Here is a 17,004-nt window from a genome sequence, read left to right on the forward strand (position 1 = left end):
GAAAGGCGCTGCGTTCGAGGATCGACAGGCCCCTGTCATTTCCAGGCCTGTTGTCACTTCCCTGCTTTTCACTTCCTGGCTCATTGGCCGGCTGCCGGTGCTCGGCCAGACGGATCACCTTGTCGGCGTAGCGCCGCTCCGGCTTCGGCACGATGGTCAGCGCCGGCACCTCGCCCTGGAACGGGTCGGCAGGCTTCGGCGGCTCGGCCGCCGGTTGCCCGGCGGCAGGTTCGGGTTCGGCTGGTGCGGCGCCATTGGGTACAAGCGCCATGCCGAGCGCTTCTGGATCCATGATGGCGTCGGCGCTGCGCGCAACGCCGAAGCCGCGAAAACCCTCGAAGGCGCGGCTGCGGCCATAGACCGGCAGCGCCGCGAGATCGACCGGTATCTTCAAGTCCGTGCCCGCCACCGGCCAAAGCACCGAACGCCCCGACCAGGTATCGCGCCGCTCGAGCAGCGTGGCGATCTCGCCCGACGTGTCGAGACCGAAAGTCGTGGCGACGTCCCTGAAGCGGCGGCCGATCACATCGGCGGCCGGCTTGCCGACGATGTCGGCGAATTCCGGCGACAGCGCGCTGAACCTACCCTCGGCGTCGGTGCGCCAGACGAAACGCAACGGCGGCGCCGAACGGTCGATATTGCGAGCCGCGCCCGGCTGCGCCGACGCCCCGCTTTCGGCTGTGTGCTGCTGGCTCTCAGCGGCAGCATCCGCCGGTTCTACCCGCGGTGGTACCTCCGGTTCAGGCGGACTCACCTCGTCCACGCCGGCGTTGAAATACCAATGGTCGTGCTGCGCAGGGCCCGCATCGGCAGCCGGCCTACCTGCTTCGGTCGTATCCGGCACGTGGTCGACCGTGGTCGCGGTCTCTTTCCTTGGCTGGGCGCTGTCCGCAGACCCCGCCAGGGCCGTGACCGCTTCTCCGCCCGCGGTCGCTGCCGGGGGCGAGATATCGTTCTCTCGGACCGGCTCGGCTTCGGCGGCGGTGCCCTTCTCTTCAGAGACGGCAGGCGCGCTTTCCGGCGCTGCCGCTGTGTCATCGCCGCCGGGCCGGTCGTTCTGCTCGCCGTCGAGCTGGTCCTCGTCGATCACCACCAGAAGATGGCGCTGGTCGGTGAGCCGGGCAAAACCGGCCGGATAGGAGGTGTCCGCTCCGGGAACGAGGCGCTTGACGATGCGGTCTCCCGCGCTTGCCACGTCCGCGACCAGGGCAGCCAGGGTCTCCGGCTTGATGCCGAGCGCCGCAAAGCCCTCCGAAGCCGCCTCGGTTTGCCCCTGGGCATCGACGAAGGCGATGAAATGTCCGGCCTCGGTGAAGCCGCCGATGGCACGGCCGGCGATTTCGGCGACGCTGCGCGAACCGGTCTGCGCCGCGGGCACCGCCAGCATGATCGCCTTTTCGCCGTCCGGCATCGTTACCGTGCTGGCCAGGAAGCCGACGGCGCGGCTCACCATGCCGGTCGCCAGCCGTACCGTGATGGCGCGGTCGCTGCCGATTTCCGGAAAGCCGCTGGTCGCCATGATCTGCCGCCTGGCGATCAGCGGCAGCCGCGCCGAGGCGCCGATGATGGCCTCGATATCCGGATAGCCGAACACCGCGGCGCCTGGCCCGTTGGCCCAGATCACCTGCTCGAGATCGGCCGACAATATGGCGAGTGCGTCGCCGGCGGCGAAGCGCTGGCGCACGGCATCGAGCACGGCGACATCAAGGAAGGAGTAGTTTTCGGGCGGCATGCGCTGGCGAACCCTCCGGCAGCGGGCATTTCGGTTAACGCTTTGTTAATAAAAGCCTGCGGGGCGAAGGTCCACAAGCCATGCCGTGTAGCGACCGAAATCTCTGGGCTCTTGGTTAATGGTCGGACGATTTTTATGGTGCGCTGCAACAAAGATGTTGCAATGCACAAAATTTGCCTTTATATTGCCATCATACATGAACGAGACGGCTTTCTGACAAAGCCGCTGCCTCTGAAAGGTTGGAAAATGTCCAAGATTGCCAAGACTGCCGAAACCATCGAAAACGTGGAATTCCCGAGCTTCGACGCCTCCAAGGCCACCGACCAGATCCGCGCCTTCGCCGAGAAGGGCGTCGAACAGTCGAAAGAGGCCTATGCCAAGCTGAAGACCGGCGCCGAGGAGACCCAGAAAGTTCTGGAGTCGACCTACGAGACCGCCAAGACCGTTTCCGGCGACCTGTCGTTGAAGACTATCGCCGTGCTGCGCGCCAACGCCGAAGCCGGCTTCTCGCACCTCGAAGCCCTGGTCGGCGCCAAGACGCTCTCCGAGGTCGTCGAACTGCAGACCGCCTTCCTGCGCAAGCGTGTCGAGATGGCCGTCGAGCAGGCCAAGGACTTCCAGGCCGTTGCCTCCAAGGCGGTCGAGGACGTCTCCAAGCCGGTCAAGACCGCCTTCGAGAAGGCGATCAAGGACGTCAAGGCGGCCTGACAGGTACAACCAAAAGCTGCATCAAAACGTCGCATTTCATCAGACAAATAGATGTGCGATGAGTTGATCGGATGAATACCCGGGGATGGAATCTCCTCCCTCCGTTCCCGGGGTGACCAGCCAGCACCTCCTCCCGCTGGCTCGTAACAGGAAAAGGCCGGCACCTCCTCCCGCCGGCCTTTTCTTTTGCCCGGCTAAAACGGGTGCCGGTCGTTGAACCGGCCTTTGCCTAATCAAAGGCCTTGAATTAGACTCTGATAGCCCGTATTGGACGCATCGCCGACGACAGCGCGGACGCGGAGAACGGTTTCTCCTCGATTGCGCTCAGGCAGATGTGCCGTTGTAGCTCAGTTGGTTAGAGCACCAGATTGTGGATCTGGGGGTCGCTGGTTCGAGCCCAGCCAACGGTACCATCGGCTCCCTGACGGTCACGTCGCTTTGCCGGCCGCCGCGTCCATTCCCATGTCTTCCTCGGAAATGTCGTCGAACGAGGCGTAGTTCATGTTGTAGAGGCGGGCGTAGAGGCCGTTTCGTTTCATCAATCGTTCGTGGTTACCGCTTTCGACGATCTCGCCGTTCTGCAGGACGATGATGCGGTCGGCGCCGCGAATGGTGGCGAGCCGATGGGCTATGACGAGCCCGGTCCGGCCTTCCAGCAGTTTTGTCAGCGCCTTCTGGATCAGCATCTCCGTATAGGAATCGATGCTGGCCGTGGCCTCGTCGAGCACCAGGATCCTGGCGTCGGCCACCAGCGCCCGCGCGAAGCTGATCAACTGGCGCTGGCCGAGCGAGAGATTGCCGCCGCGCTGCTCGAGCTCGGTGTCGTAACCGCCGGGCAAGTGCGAGATGAAGTCGTGCGCGCCGACGGCCTTCGCCGCGCGCACCACCTCCTCGCGGGTAGCATTGGTCTTGTGATAGCGGATGTTCTCCAGCACCGTTCCGGAAAACAGAAACGGTTCCTGCAGGACCATCGCCATCTGATCGCCGAGCGAATCCTGCGTTAGGTCGCGCACGTCGTGCCCGCCGACCAGGACCTGACCCGACCACACATCGTAGAACCGGTGCGCCAGCGCCATGGAGCTCGACTTGCCGGACCCGGTCGGGCCGACAAGCGCGACCGTTTCGCCCGGATTGACACGGAAGCTGACATTCTTCAGCACCGGCTGGTCCCGCCGGTAGCCGAAGGTGACGTTCCTGAACTCAACCGAGCCGTCGATGTCGCGCGACAGCGCCACCGCGCCTTGCCTGTCGCTGACGTCCACCGGCACGTCGAGCACTTCGGAGATGCGCTGGCCCGAAGCCATGGCGCGCTGCATGACGCTGTACTGCATGGTAAGCGAGCGGATGGGGTCGAAGAAGCGCTGGATGTAGAACAGGAACGCCACCATGACGCCGACGTCGAGGCTGTGCGACAGCACCATCGAACCGCCGACGACGATGACCGTCGCCATGGCGATGCCGGTCAGCGTATCGACGATCGGCACCATCACCTGCGCGTATTTGGCCGACCTCAGATGGGCATTGAGATTGGCCAGCACCTTCTCGTCATAGAGGTCGAAATTGACGTGCTGGCGTTCGAGGCTTTGCACGGTGCGCACGCCGTGAATGCCTTCGGCGAGCGCCCCGTTGGCAATCGAGTTGGTTTCATGCGCGGCCATGAAGGCGACCTTGGCGCGCGGCAGCCAGAACAGGCGGACGACGAACAGCATCGGCATGGTCGACAGCGTCAGCAGCCCGAGCCGGAAATCCAGCCAGAGCAGGACGCTGACGATGCCGAACAATAAGACGATGTCGCCCACCGACATGACCGACGTCTCGAGGAATTCCTGCATCGAATTGACGTCGCCCTGCAGGCGCGACATCAGCCGGCCGACCTCGGTCTTGTCCATGAAGCTCAGCGAGACCCGCTGCAGATGGCTGAACATGGCGCGGCGCAGGTCGGAAAGCACATTCTCGGCCACCTTGCCGACGACGCTCTCCTGCACATAGCTGGCCGCGTAGTTGATGAGGATGATCACGCCAAAGGCAGCGGTCGCCCAGCCCATCACCGAACGGTCGAGCCTGCCCGGCGCCATGCCGTGGTCGATGGCGTAGCGGATGACCAGCGGGATCGCCAATTGCGTCAGCGTGAACACCAGCACCGCAGCGACCGAGATGAAGATGCGGGACTGGTACGGTTTGACGAAGCTCCAGATGCGCCGCACGACGCGCGAATCGTAGGCCTTGCCGAAGACCTCCTCCTCGTCGCGGTGCGAGCCGACGACCGCCTTTGCCGGCCGTCCGCTGGTGTCTTCCTTCTCGTCGTCGCGCGGGTCCGGCATCACGCGGCTCCCAATGCGGCATCGTCGGGCCGCAGCTGCAGGTCGTAGAGCGCGCGGTAGCGTCCGCCCAGGGCCAGCAGCTCCTCATGCGTGCCGCGCTCGACGATCCGGCCACCCTCGACGAACAGGATCTCGTCGGCATGCATCAGCGAACTCAGCCGATGCGAGATGATGAGCGTCACGCGGTCCTTGGCGAAGCGCTTCATCGCCGCCCGGATCCGCTGTTCGGTGCCGGCATCGATGGCCGCGGTGGAATCGTCCAAGACCAGCACCGAAGGCCGCAGCATCAGGCTGCGGGCGATGGTCAGGCGCTGCCGCTGGCCCCCGGAGAGCGACGCGCCGCGTTCGCCGACGATCGTGGTGTAGCCGGCTGGAAGCCCGATGATGTAGTTGTGCAACTGGGCGGATTCGGCCGCCCGCTCGATGCGGGTCTCGCGTGCCCAGGGATTGCCATAGGCGATGTTGTTCTCGATCGAGGTCGTGAACAGGAACGCGTCCTGCTGCACGACGCCGACCGCCTTGCGCAGCGATTGCAGCGTGACCGCGCGGATGTCCTGGCCGTCGATGGTGATGGTGCCGCGGGTCACATCGTAGAAGCGCGGGATCAAATGCGCGATGGTCGACTTGCCGCTGCCGGGGGGACCGACGATGCCGATGGTCTGGCCGGGCCTGGCCTCGAAGGAAATACCGGACAATGTCGGCCGGCCGCCTGAACCCCCATAGCGGAAGCCGACATCGTCGAAGCGCAGCACGCCCTCGGTGACGACGAGGTCCCTGGCGCCCGGCGCGTCCTTGATGTCGAGCTCGGTGTCTAGCAGTTCGAACAGCCGCGTGCCGCAGGTCGAGGCGCGTGCGAACGAGTTGACCATCAGGCCGAGCTGGCGCACCGGCATCTGCAGGATGGTCATGAAGGTGAGGAACTGCGCCAGCGTGCCGACGCTGATTTGACCCGCCATCACCTTCTGGCCGCCGAACCAGAGCACGAGCCCCATGGCCGCCAGGAACGAGAAGTTCATCGCGCTGGTGTTGCCGACGCGGATATCGACGCGCTCGTTGGCGAGATCCAGCGCGTCCTGCTTGGCACGGTCGAATTTCTTGAGCTCGTGGCTCTGCGCCGCAAAAGCGCGCACGACACGGATGCCGCCGAGGTTCTCGTCCATCACTCGGCTCAGCACCGACAGTCGCTGCTGCAGGGTCAGCCAGGTGCTGCGCAGTCTCAACTGGGTGACGGAGGACCGCCAGGCGACGAACGGCACGAAGCTGAGGCTGAGCAGCCCGAGCACCGGATCGGTGCTGATCAAGAGATAGGCACCGACGCCGATCAGCACGCCGAGCAGAACCACGCGCAGGACGCCGGTGGAAAAGAACATGCGCACGCCGTCGAGATCGAGCAGCCCGAGCGTGATCAGATCGCCGGTGTGAACCCTGTCGTGAAAGGCAAAGCTCAGGCGCTGGATTTTCTCATAGAAAGCCAGGCGCAGTTCGTATCCGGTCTGATGGCCGACGGCCTCGCCATAGTAGTTCTGCGCCATGGTGAAGAGGCCGCGCAGGACGCTGACGACGAGCAGCGTGAGCGCCGTGTTCCAGAGCGCGTGCTCCGCGGCAGTGCCGGCGCCCTCGGCCATCACGCCTTGCGCCTGATCGATGGCGCGCCCCAGCAGGCGTGGAATGAGAAGCTGCAGCGTCGCGGCAATCAAGGTCGAGACGATGGTGATAGCGACCTGTCAGGGGTGGCGCAGTATCATGCGCATGATGCGGAGCAGGGTGCTGAAGCCCTTTCCCCAGGAGGCTTCCGCCACATGGGCAAAGGATTTGCCACGCTCCGGCGCGCTGCTTTTTGCATCCGTATGCAAGGAAAATATCCAACCAGATCCGAACATTAGCCCGGACGAATGAAGCAGACTCAGTTGAAGCAGCGCGATGTTACGCGGGCCTGACTTGACCGTTCAAGGGCCAATGGCGGCGTCGCATCTATGCCTGGGAACGCGGCCCATATGCTCGTGATCCGATGGTTGCCTGCCTCACCTGACGCGGCGGAAGGAAGCAGGACGGCGAGCGGAGTCGACATTGCGTGAGGATATCACTATATACCGGCGGCTTTCGGTTTCTCGCCCATTTGCTGCGCCTGCGAGATTGCCGTAAATGCGTTGCGTATAGTGACGGAAATCGGCCTGAAAAACCGGGAAAAAGCAAGCAGAAACAAGAGAGCGGATCTTTGACGGTCCTGGCGAAGCATCATCATCCTCACCGATCTGAACGTGTTCCCTGAACCCTCCAATCCCTCCCACTGTGTGGATCTCGGGCAAGATGTCTTGCCGGTCGAGGCCGACTCGGGTCGAATGGGGCGTGCATCCGTTAGCGGGATGGGGGCGTTCATGACTACCAAACCGGCTTAGCCGCTAGGGAAGAAGCAGTATGAGTGAACACGCGATCGAGTTCTTGCGCGGATGGATTGGCGAAAAGGTCCATTGCCAGCATTCTCCAGCCAAGATCGAGAAGCAGGCCGAGACCCTGGCGAAGGAATGCTGCGCCGAGGCCGCCGAGGAAGGCATTCTTCTGGAAGACATCCAGGAAGAAGTCGGCGATATCCAGGAACTGATCGCCTCGCGGCTCGAGGAAGTCGCCGAGGAGAGCACGCACGAGACGCCGTCGGACAAGCTGTCCGAGTAAGACACCGGCCCGGCGCGCCGGGAAGCCCTGTGCCCCCTGGGCTGGGCGCGGGGCTTAGCCGAATTTGTTCTTCAGCCATTCCTTTGGCAGCGCCGGCACGAAATTGCCGTCACGCCCCGTCATGTCCTCATTGGCGATCAGCGCGTTGAGGATCGCTTCCTCCACCCCTTGCACAACAGCATCGAAGAACGGGTCGATATCGACGTCCGGGATGAAATCCGCGCGGGCGATGCGGCCTGAAGCCGCCAGCGCGGCCCCCGGATTGGCGGTCGAGAAGGCAAGAAAGATATCGCCCGAGCTGTGGTAGCCATAGCCGCCGGTCATGGCGATGCCGAGCGGCACGCGCCGGGCAAGCCGTTTCATCTGATGCGGCAGGAACGGCGCGTCGGTGGCGACAATGGCGATGATCGAGCCCTTTTCGGCGCGCGGCGTGCCTTCGCGGATCGCCGGCTCGGTGAGTTCCGGCCCGACGCGCCGGCCGTGAATGGTGAAGTTGGACCGCCTGCCGAAGTTCGCCTGCACGAACACGCCCAGCGTGTAGCTTCTTTCCTGCCATTCGATGATGCGCGAGGCGGTGCCGGACCCGGCCTTGAAGCCGAAGGAGATCATGCCGGTGCCGCCGCCGACGCTGCCTTCCTCGATGGCGCCGCCTGTCGCGCCGTCGAGCGCGGCGGCGACATGATCGAAGCCGACATGGTGGCCATTGATGTCGTTGAGGAAACCGTCATAGGTCTCGGCCGCCACCGGCAGTCCCCAGGCGCTGTCGAGCGCCGCCGGCAGCACTTGGTTCATCCAGCGCAGCGTGCAGTCGCGGGTGACGCCGCAGGAATGGGTGTTGGTGATGGTGATCGGCAGATTGAAGGCGCCGGTCTCCTCGATGATGTGCGTGCCGGTGAGTTCGCCATTGCCGTTCTGGCTGAACACGCCGGCAAACACCGGCGTCGCGAGCTCGCCGGGCGGTCTTGGCAGGATCGCCGTCACGCCGGTGCGCACCGGTCCCTTGCCGACCTGGAGTGGGCCGTCTCCGGAAATCAGCGTCGTGTAGCCGACCGTGACACCCGGCACGTCGGTGATGGCGTTGAAGCGCCCGGGCGTGCCGTCCAAGGCTATCGCGAACGAACGCAGGCGCGGCTTGCCGGAGGGCGCACGGAGATGCGGGTCGTCGGTGATCATCCCGTCCTCAGAACAACGAGCCCTGGCTGCCGGGCTCCTTGGCCTTGCCCGAAGACTTGGCGGCCAGCTTCGGCCGCGCTCCGCCACTTGTGGCGATGGCCTCGGCACTGCCGTCGGCGAATTCCAGTTGCAGCGCCGCGCCCGGCGCCAATTCCGCGACGCGCTTTATGACGGCGCCGTCGGCGTCCTTGACCAATGCGAAGCCGCGCGCCAGCACGGCCTTGTGCGAGAGGGTGGAGAGCAGCCGGTCGGCCTGGGTAAGCGCCGCACGCAGCCGATCAAGCTGCCGCGCCAGCGCCTGGTCCTGCCTTCGCATCAGCCCGGCCAGCGTATCGGCCTGCAGCTTCTGCCGCCTGACGATCGGCGCCGGCGACAGTCTCGCCGAGGTGCGCTGGAAGCGCGCCCGGCCTTGGCGAACGATGGCAAAGAATGCGGCCCGCGCGCGGGCAATGTCGCGGCCGGTCAGCGTGCGGGTCTCGTTGAGGCGGCGCGACAGGGTCGCTGGCGTCAGCCGCTGCCGGTCCAGCCTCGAGCGCTTGCGCTCGATGCTCACCGTCAGGCCACGGCCCAGCCGGCTGGTCGCCTCGTCGAAGCGGCGGCGCGGCAGCGCCAGCAACTGATCGGGCGAAGGCAGTGCCCGCGCCGCGGCGCGCACCGCCTGGCGCTTGCGCTCCAGATTGCGCGAAGCGCAGGCATTGAGCCGCGCCCCGAGGCTCGCCAGCGTGGCCTCGAGATCGGCCTTGACGGGTACCGCAATCTCGGCCGCGCCCGTGGGCGTCGGCGCGCGCATATCGGCGACGAAGTCGATCAGCGTCCAGTCCGTCTCGTGGCCGACTGCGGAGATCACTGGGATATGCGAGGCTGCGACGGCGCGTGCCAGCCCTTCGTCGTTGAAACCCCAAAGATCCTCGAGGCTGCCGCCGCCGCGCGCCACGATCAGAAGATCGGGCTGTCGTATCGCGCCGTCCGAGGCGAGCGCATTGAAGCTGTTGACGGCCGCGGTCACTTCCTTGGCCGTCGTCTCGCCCTGGACCCTCACCGGCCAGACCAGCACGGTGAGCGGAAACCGGTCCTTGATGCGGTGGATGATGTCTCGGATCACCGAGCCGGTCGGCGAGGTGACCACGCCGATGACTTGAGGCATGAACGGCAGCCGCCGCTTGCGCCCGGAATCGAACAGGCCCTCCGCCTGCAGCCGGCGCTTGCGCTCTTCCAGCAGCGCCATCAGTGCTCCGGCGCCCGCCGGCTCCAGATTGTCGATGACGATCTGGTAGTTGGACTTGCCGGGATAGGTCGTCAGCTTGCCGCTGGCGATCACTTCCATCCCTTCCTCGGGGCGGAATTTCAGCCGGGCCATCGTCGTCTTCCAGACCACGGCGTCGAGCCGCGCGCGGTCGTCCTTCAGCGCGAAATAGGCGTGGCCGGAGGAATGCGGGCCGCGATAGCCTGAAATCTCGCCGCGCACCCGCACGTTGCCGAAGGCGTCCTCGACCGTGCGTTTCAGCGCGCCTGAAATCTCGCTCACCGTGTATTCGGTGGCGTTGCTGCGTGATTCGGTTGCTGCTTCACTCATCATGCGATTGGGGAACGCTTATCGGCCTGCGTCAAGGCAGGGACCAATCCTCGCTAATATTATAACGCGATCTTAAGCCGAATTTGCTTTGACTGGCCCCCAACACAGTCGGCCAAGCACGCATGAGCCCGCGCCCCAACAGCAGCCCGTTGACGCATCAGGTCACCTTGACCGTGCTGACGCTCGCCGTTTTGGCGCTGGCGATCGTCGTCGGCTTCGGCCTCTACGCGGCAGTCCAGGCCGACCATGCCGCGCTCGAACGCCAAAAGATATTCATCGCCGATGGCCTGAAGGATCAGATCGCGACGGTTCAGCGTGAGCAGGAAAGCGTTTCCGTCTGGGATGACGCTGTCACCAATGTGAAGGCCGGCAACCAGGCCTGGATCGAGGAGAATCTCAGCGTCTGGATGTATACCTATTACGGCCACGACCGGGTCTACCTCCTCGACGCCGCAAACCTTCCGGTCCATGCCATGCGGGAGGGCGAGGTGCTTGATCCGTCGGCCTATCGCGAGGACGAGCCGGCAATGCTCTCCACCATCGAGAAATTGCGCGCCATGCTCGCCCAGCCGCCGAAGGCCGACGCTTCCGGCCAGCCGGCCAAGATGGCCGCCGGGGATCTGGTGTCGCTGGGCGGCAAGCCGGCGATCCTCAGCGTGATGCCGCTGGTGCCGAGCACGGACAGGGTCACCCAGGAGCCCGGCGGCGAATATCTGCATGTGTCGGTGGAGTTCATCAACGACGCCGTCATCGGCAAGATCGCCGAGAAATACCTGCTCGAGGGCGCGCGACTCGTGCCCGTGTCGCAACCGGTCGGCGCGGCGGCCGTTCCGCTGGTCGATTCACGCGGCGTCATCCTCGGCTATATAGGCTGGAACCAGGAGCGGCCCGGCCTTACCCTGGTGCGCAAGATGGCGCCGGCGCTGGCCGTGGCGCTGCTTGTGGCGGCTGGTGTTCTGGCGTTCCTGCTGCGCCGGCTCCGCCGCGCTTCGTCCGCGCTGCAGACAAGCCAGGATGAGGCGCAATATCTCGCTTTCCACGACACGCTCACCGGTCTGCCCAACAGGGCTCTGTTCGAGGACCGCTTGCGGCGGGCCCTGCTCAGGACCGGCCAGGACATGGCGGTTCACGACATGGGAAGGGTGGCGTTGCTCTATCTCGATCTCGACCGCTTCAAGCATATCAATGACACGCTCGGCCATCCCGCGGGCGATGAGCTGGTGCGCCAGACAGCGGCCAGGCTCCAGCACACCGTTCGCGAGGTGGATACCGTGGCGCGGCTGGGCGGCGACGAGTTCGCGCTGATCCTCGTCGACATCCGCGATATCCGTGCCGCCGAGGATATCGCCGAGCGGCTGTTGCAGAAGTTGCAGGAGCCGTTCAAGCTCATGGACGATCAGGTCTTCGTCAGCGCCTCGATCGGCATCGCGCTGGCGGCCGGCGACGAGACGGATGCCGACGATCTCTTGCGCAGGGCCGACATCGCGCTCTACGAAGCCAAGAAGAACGGCCGCGGCCGGCACCAGGTCTTCGCCGGCGACATGGACGACCTTCTCTTGCGCAAGCGCAAGGTCGAGACCGAGCTTCGCAAGGCCCTCGACGGCGGAACCGGCATCGGGCTCGCCTACCAGCCGGTGTTCGCGGCGAACGGCAAGACGATCCTCGGCGCAGAGGCGCTGATCCGCTGGGGGCATGAGGTGCATGGCGCATTGCCGGCGGCGCAGTTCATCGCCATCGCCGAGGAGCGCGGCATGATCGGCCAACTCGGCGCGTGGGTGCTGCAGGAAGCCTGCCGCTTCGCCGTGCGAACCGACTTGCCGTGGCTCGCCGTCAACGTGTCACCGCTGCAATTGCGCGACGCCGGCTTTCCCGAACAGGTTGCGTCGATCCTTGCCGACACCGGGCTGGCGCCGCAGCGCCTGCAGTTCGAAATCACTGAAAGCGTGCTTCTGGACAACAGTGATGCTTCGAGGGCGGCTCTGGCCGCCTTGCGTCAGTTGGGCGTCGGCATCGTTCTGGACGATTTCGGTACCGGCTATTCATCGCTGAGCCACCTGCGTCGCCACGCCATCGACAAGCTCAAGATAGACTGTTCCTTCGTGCGGCTTCTCGATGGCGACGGCAACTCGGCGGCGATCGTCAAGGCGCTGATCGATCTCGCCGTCGCGCTCGGAGTCGACGTCACCGCCGAGGGTGTGGAGACCGAGGCGCAGAAGATGCTGCTGGTCGCCATGGGCTGCCGGCAACTGCAGGGCTATCTCCTGTCGCCGCCGCTCGAGCCGGTCCAACTGCTCGGCCTTTCCGGTCTGGCTTCGCCGGATGAGGTCGAGCCGGCCGCCGCGCGCGCCTGATCCCTACCAGCCAGGCAGGATCTGGTTCGCCTTGGTCCGCTTCATCTTGGCGAAAGCAAGCGCCGCGAAGTCGAAGCTTCCCGTCTCCTCGCCGACGGGCACGGAAATGTTGTCGAGGCTTTCCGCAATGTGGCGGGCCAGGGCGTCGACGATCTCCGGCTGCGAGGTCTGGCCGCGCATGATGCCGATCCGGCAGTCCGGCAGCGCATCGAACCCATCGGCCTCGCCAAGCACGCGCATGCCGGGCCTGAGCGCGCATTCCGGCAGCACCGAGATGGCGAGGCCGGAAAGCACGGCGGCGGTGATCACGGTGGCCGAGAAGCTGGAGAACAGCACGCGATACTCGCGGTTCTGCCGGTCGAGCACGTCGACGGCGGCGCGCCGCCAGACGCAATTCGGCCGGCCGAACGCCATCGGCAGGATTTCCTGCTCATGCGTGGCGTGGTTGGCCGAGGTGACCCACAAAAGCGGTTCGCGCCGCACCACTTCCGACTGGCCGCGGGTGTCGTTGTGCGTCACCAGCGCGAGGTCGAGATTGCCGCGCTTGATGTGCTCGACCAGCCCGGGCGTCGGTTCGCAGATCACGGTCAGCTCGACCCGCGGGTTGGAGCGCGAGAAGCGCGCCATGATCTCGGGCAGGAAACGGTCGGCATAGTCGTCCGGCGTGCCGATCCTGATCGTGCCTTCCAGCCGCTGGTCGTCGAAGGCGGCTAAAGTCTCGCGGTTGAGGTAGATCAGCCGCCTGGCATAGGACAGCAGCCTGTCGCCTTCCTCGGTCAACTTGTTGGTGCGCCCGTCCTTTTCGAACAGCGGCTTGCCGATCCGCTCCTCCAGCCGGCGCATCTGCATCGACACTGCCGACTGCGTGCGATGCACCTCTTCGGCCGCCCGGGTGAAGCTGCCGGTGTCGGCGATCGAGATGAAGGTCTGCAACTGATCGAGATCGAGCGGCGCTTTCATCGGTCCAATCCATCATTGATGTTGATGCTACAGATTAAAAACATTCGTTGGATTAATCAATCACGCGATGGCAAATTGGCATTGTCCACATGAAGGTACTGCATGTCGCCCAAAAGTGGCTCCCGGTTTTGGGGGCGACGACATGCATCACTTTAAGTGTATCGAGACCGCAACGGCGCTTCTCCCAAGGCGCCGGTTGCCTGGTTTCGTCCGCTCGACTCCGAAGGAGAGACCGACATGACCACGATCGAATTCGCCTCCAAGACCCCGCGCATCACCACGCGTCCGGCCGTTGCGACGCTTGTGGTCAATGCTCTCGTCAACGCCTACCGCGCCTGGAAAAACCGCCGCGCCTTCTATCGCCTTGGCGAGATGTCGGACGCCGAGCTTGCCGATATCGGCCTCACCCGCGCCGACCTCCACGTCGCCGTTGCCGTGCCCTTTGGCCGCGATCCGACGGCGAAGCTGCGCGCGATTGCCAGCGACCGCGCCGACACGATCGAGGACCTCGCCCGCAAGGTGGCCTGAGCGGCTGCATTCTCGGTCGCCTGTGAACCTTTTTGAGGGCTCGGCGCGACCAAGCTTCATGCAGGCTCCCACACTCCCAGCCGGTTCCCCGCCGGCCTGCCTGCAGATTGCCCGGTTCCCCCTGCGGACCGGGCATTTTTCTTTTGAGTTGAGCGCTACCGCCGTTCCATGCCGCGCTTGAACTGGTCGAAGATCGTTTCCATGCCCTTCTGATACTCGTCGCGCTGCTGCGCGCCGGTCTCGAACATCTGGCCGAAAATGTCGTCGAACGGGTTTCGCGGCCGGCCGCTCGGATTGGTCTGCGGCTGCGGCTCACTCTGTTGGGGTTGGCGCTGTTGCGGCTGCTGCGGCGCCGGCTGACCGCCCGGCAAGCCGAAGCCGCCGCCCTGGCGCAGCATCTCCTCGAACATCTTGCCGAGCGGATTGTCGCCAAAAGGGCTCTGCGTCTGCTGAGGCTGGCTTTGCGTCTGCTGCGCGCCGCCGCCGAACATGTCCTGCAGCACCTTGCCAAGCGGATTATTGCCGTAAGGGTTCGGCGTCTGCTGCGGCTGGCTTTGCGGCTGCTGCGTGCCGCCGCCGAACATATCTTGCAGCACCTTGCCGAGCGGGTTGTCGCCATAAGGATTGGGCGCCTGCCGCGGTTGCGGCGCCTGCGCGCCGCCTCCCGCCTGCCGCATCATCTCCTCGATGATTTCGCCAAGCGGGTTGCTGCCGCCGCCGAAGCCGCCGGCGGCCTGCATCTGGTTGTTGGTCTGCTTGAACAGCCCGCCCATCATCATCGAGGCCATCGCCGGCAGCATCTGCTGCAGCACCTGCTGGCTGAGCCCGGTGGCCTGCGCGGCCTGGGCGGCGACGGCGCGCGACAGGTCCTTGGAACCGAACAGATGGCCGAGGATGCCGTTGCCCTCGTTGATGCCTTGCGGCGAAAAGGCTCTGGTGGCGTCCTCGAAATATTTGGCGTGCTGGCCGCTCGCCATCGCCGTCATGAAGGCGCCCATCCCGTAAGGATCGGCGGTGTTACGCTGCAGCCCTTGCGAGAAGGCGGGCAGCAGCGCCTGGATCGCTGCCTGGGTCTGCTGCATCGACAGGCCATACTGCTGAGCCAGCGCCTGCATGCCGGCGCCGTTCTGGGCTTGCGAAAAAATGTCGAACAGGGAAGGCATGGGGTCTCCTCCGCAATATCCTCACGGACGAACCTAGTTCGTTTCCATCACCGATTGAAGCAGCTTTTGCCGAGCCGCTGTCAGGCGGCAGGCGAACGGCTAATAGGCGTATTCCATGAATACCGGCTCGATCGAGCCGCCCCAGCGTGTGTGATAGGCAGACAGCATCTCCTCGGCGCTGGTGGTGCCGCGCGCCACCACCTCGTCGAGGGTGTTGAGGAACGAGGTCTCGTCATAGCCGTCGCGGTTCTTCTTGCAGCGGTTCTTCAGCCCCATGCGCGAGATGGCGAGCACGTCGCGGGCGACGTCGCGCAAGGTGGCGTTGCGGAACGGCGCCGCAATGCCCTGCTCCGGCACCGCGTTGCGCATCGCCAGAGCTTCCTTGTAGGTCCAGCTCGATGTCAGCGTCTCGGCGGCGTCCAGCGCCTGCTCGTCATAGAGCAGCCCGACCCAGAAGGCGGGCAGGGCGCAGATGCGCCGCCACGGTCCGCCGTCTGCGCCGCGCATTTCGAGGAAGCGCTTCAGCCGCACATCCGGGAACAGGGTCGACAGGTGGTTAGCCCAGTCGCCCATTGTCGGTAACCCGTCGGGCACTTCGCCGCGGGCGGCACCCGCCATGAACTGGCGGAAGGTGTAGCGCGTCATGTCGTGATAGTGGCCGTCGCGAATGACGAAATACATCGGCACGTCGAGCGCCCATTCGACATAGTCGGCAAAGCCGAAGTCGGGTGCAAAGCAGAATTCCAGCATGCCGGAGCGCTGGTTGTCGGTATCGCGCCAGATGTCGCCGCGCCAGCTCTGGAGGCCGTTCGGGTGGCTCTCGGTAAAAGGCGAATTGGCGAACAGCGCCGTCGACAGCGGCTGCAGCTTCAGCGATACTTGCATTTTTCGCCGCATGTCGGTCTCGCTTTCGAAGTCGAGATTCACCTGGATCGTGCAGGTGCGGTACATCATGTCGAGGCCCTTCGATCCGACCTTCGGCATGTAGCGGGTCATGATCTCATAGCGCGACTTCGGCATTTTCGGCGTTTCGGCGAGCGACCATTTCGGGCTGCCGCCGAGGCCGAGGAAGCGGATGCCGAGGGGCTCTGCGATCTCGCGCACCTGCGCCAGATGCGCGTTGCCCTCGCGGCAGGTCTGGTGGATCGACTCCAGCGGCGCGCCGGAAAGCTCGAACTGCCCGCCGGGCTCCAGCGAGATCGCGCCCTGGCCGGTCGGCTCGACCAGGCCGATGATGCGGCCGGCATCCACGATCGGATCCCAGCCGAGCTTTTGCTGCATGCCTTCCAGGATGGCGCGGATGCCGCGCTCGCCGCCATAGGGCACCGGCGCATTGCCGTCGACATAGAAGGGGAATTTCTCGTGCTCGGTGCCGATGCGCCATTTGTCGCGCGGCTTGTTGCCCGCGGCCAGGTAGCCGACGAGTTCGTCGATGCCTTCGATGGGACTGGTATCGGTTGTGTCGCGCGCCATGAAAAAGCCCTCCGCAGCGGCCGACCGACCGCCGGGCGCTAGATGGACGAAATGTCAGTAGCCGATCAAGCGAAAAATCCTGAGCCACGGCTGAACTGGATTTGATCTGCATGGCGCGCCTTCCCTTCTCCCCTTGTGGGAGAAGGTGGATCGACGCGCTAGCGCCGAGACGGATGAGGGGTGTCCAGCGGAGTGAGACGTTGGTGCCTTCTGGAGCCCCCCTCATCCGTCGCCTTCGGCGACACCTTCTCCCACAAGGGGAGAAGGGAAGATCCTACCAGTCGCCGATCGTCGCCTGCATCACCGCGAGCGCCGCCACCGCCGCCGTATCGGCGCGCCGGAAGCGCGGTCC

General features: G+C 64.9%; 13 protein-coding genes and 1 tRNA gene. 5 read left to right on the forward strand and 9 right to left on the reverse strand.

All coding sequences use genetic code 11. The annotated features are described in order from the left end of the window. Positions 1-1,732, reverse strand: a 1,732-nt coding sequence (locus tag EOA38_RS08935) for a PAS domain-containing protein (RefSeq protein ID WP_245480800.1), incomplete at its 3' end; no start/stop codon positions are given. 246 nt (positions 1,733-1,978) lie between these two features. Between EOA38_RS08935 and EOA38_RS08940 the strand changes: the two genes are divergently transcribed. Beyond that, entirely contained in the window at positions 1,979-2,440 is a 462-nt protein-coding gene (locus EOA38_RS08940; RefSeq protein WP_127298982.1) for a phasin, read from the forward strand. A 336-nt stretch (positions 2,441-2,776) separates the two neighbouring features. Beyond that, positions 2,777-2,853, forward strand: a tRNA-His gene (locus EOA38_RS08945). Between the two features lie 15 nt (positions 2,854-2,868). Here EOA38_RS08945 and EOA38_RS08950 read toward each other — a convergent pair. Genes EOA38_RS08950 through EOA38_RS40930 form a run of 3 tightly spaced genes read right to left on the reverse strand, consistent with a single transcriptional unit; the run spans position 2,869 to position 6,614 of the window. Next, a complete protein-coding gene (locus EOA38_RS08950; protein ID WP_127298983.1) occupies positions 2,869-4,761 on the reverse strand; it encodes an ABC transporter ATP-binding protein in 1,893 nt (630 codons plus the stop codon). Further along, a complete protein-coding gene (locus EOA38_RS08955) occupies positions 4,761-6,476 on the reverse strand; it encodes an ABC transporter ATP-binding protein (RefSeq protein WP_281060088.1) in 1,716 nt (571 codons plus the stop codon). The genes EOA38_RS08950 and EOA38_RS08955 overlap by 1 nt, the downstream gene beginning before the upstream one ends. A gap of 9 nt (positions 6,477-6,485) precedes the next feature. After that, a complete protein-coding gene (locus tag EOA38_RS40930; RefSeq protein ID WP_281060087.1) occupies positions 6,486-6,614 on the reverse strand; it encodes a hypothetical protein in 129 nt (42 codons plus the stop codon). Between the two features lie 562 nt (positions 6,615-7,176). Between EOA38_RS40930 and EOA38_RS08960 the strand changes: the two genes are divergently transcribed. Next, a complete protein-coding gene (locus EOA38_RS08960; protein ID WP_126092576.1) occupies positions 7,177-7,431 on the forward strand; it encodes a DUF768 domain-containing protein in 255 nt (84 codons plus the stop codon). 54 nt (positions 7,432-7,485) lie between these two features. On the opposite strand, the gene EOA38_RS08965 is transcribed toward EOA38_RS08960, so the two are convergent. Further along, entirely contained in the window at positions 7,486-8,601 is a 1,116-nt protein-coding gene (locus EOA38_RS08965; RefSeq protein WP_127298988.1) for a P1 family peptidase, read from the reverse strand. Between the two features lie 10 nt (positions 8,602-8,611). After that, positions 8,612-10,177, reverse strand: a complete 1,566-nt coding sequence (gene xseA / locus EOA38_RS08970; protein ID WP_127298984.1) for an exodeoxyribonuclease VII large subunit — start codon at positions 10,175-10,177, stop codon at positions 8,612-8,614. Between the two features lie 122 nt (positions 10,178-10,299). Between xseA and EOA38_RS08975 the strand changes: the two genes are divergently transcribed. Then, positions 10,300-12,528 (forward strand): EAL domain-containing protein, encoded by a 2,229-nt coding sequence (locus tag EOA38_RS08975; protein WP_127298985.1) that lies wholly within the window; start codon positions 10,300-10,302, stop codon positions 12,526-12,528. Positions 12,529-12,531: 3 nt separating this feature from the next. Here EOA38_RS08975 and EOA38_RS08980 read toward each other — a convergent pair whose 3' ends face one another. Next, complete coding sequence (locus EOA38_RS08980) at positions 12,532-13,488, reverse strand: LysR substrate-binding domain-containing protein (RefSeq protein WP_126092579.1); 957 nt, start codon at positions 13,486-13,488, stop codon at positions 12,532-12,534. 237 nt (positions 13,489-13,725) lie between these two features. Here EOA38_RS08980 and EOA38_RS08985 point away from each other — a divergent pair, with 237 nt between their 5' ends. Beyond that, positions 13,726-14,016 carry a DUF1127 domain-containing protein gene (locus EOA38_RS08985; RefSeq protein ID WP_126092580.1) on the forward strand — a complete coding sequence of 97 codons (291 nt, stop codon included), beginning with the start codon at positions 13,726-13,728 and terminating at the stop codon, positions 14,014-14,016. Positions 14,017-14,171: 155 nt separating this feature from the next. Here EOA38_RS08985 and EOA38_RS08990 read toward each other — a convergent pair whose 3' ends face one another. Then, the gene (locus tag EOA38_RS08990) at positions 14,172-15,179 is read right to left on the reverse strand and encodes a DUF937 domain-containing protein (RefSeq protein WP_127298986.1); all 1,008 of its coding nucleotides are present in this window, start codon (positions 15,177-15,179) and stop codon (positions 14,172-14,174) included. A 99-nt stretch (positions 15,180-15,278) separates the two neighbouring features. Next, complete coding sequence (locus EOA38_RS08995; RefSeq protein WP_127298987.1) at positions 15,279-16,652, reverse strand: glutamate--cysteine ligase; 1,374 nt, start codon at positions 16,650-16,652, stop codon at positions 15,279-15,281. Positions 16,653-17,004 lie beyond the last annotated feature (352 nt).

The organism is Mesorhizobium sp. M1E.F.Ca.ET.041.01.1.1 (assembly GCF_003997355.1).
Taxonomy (GTDB): Bacteria; Pseudomonadota; Alphaproteobacteria; order Rhizobiales; family Rhizobiaceae; genus Mesorhizobium.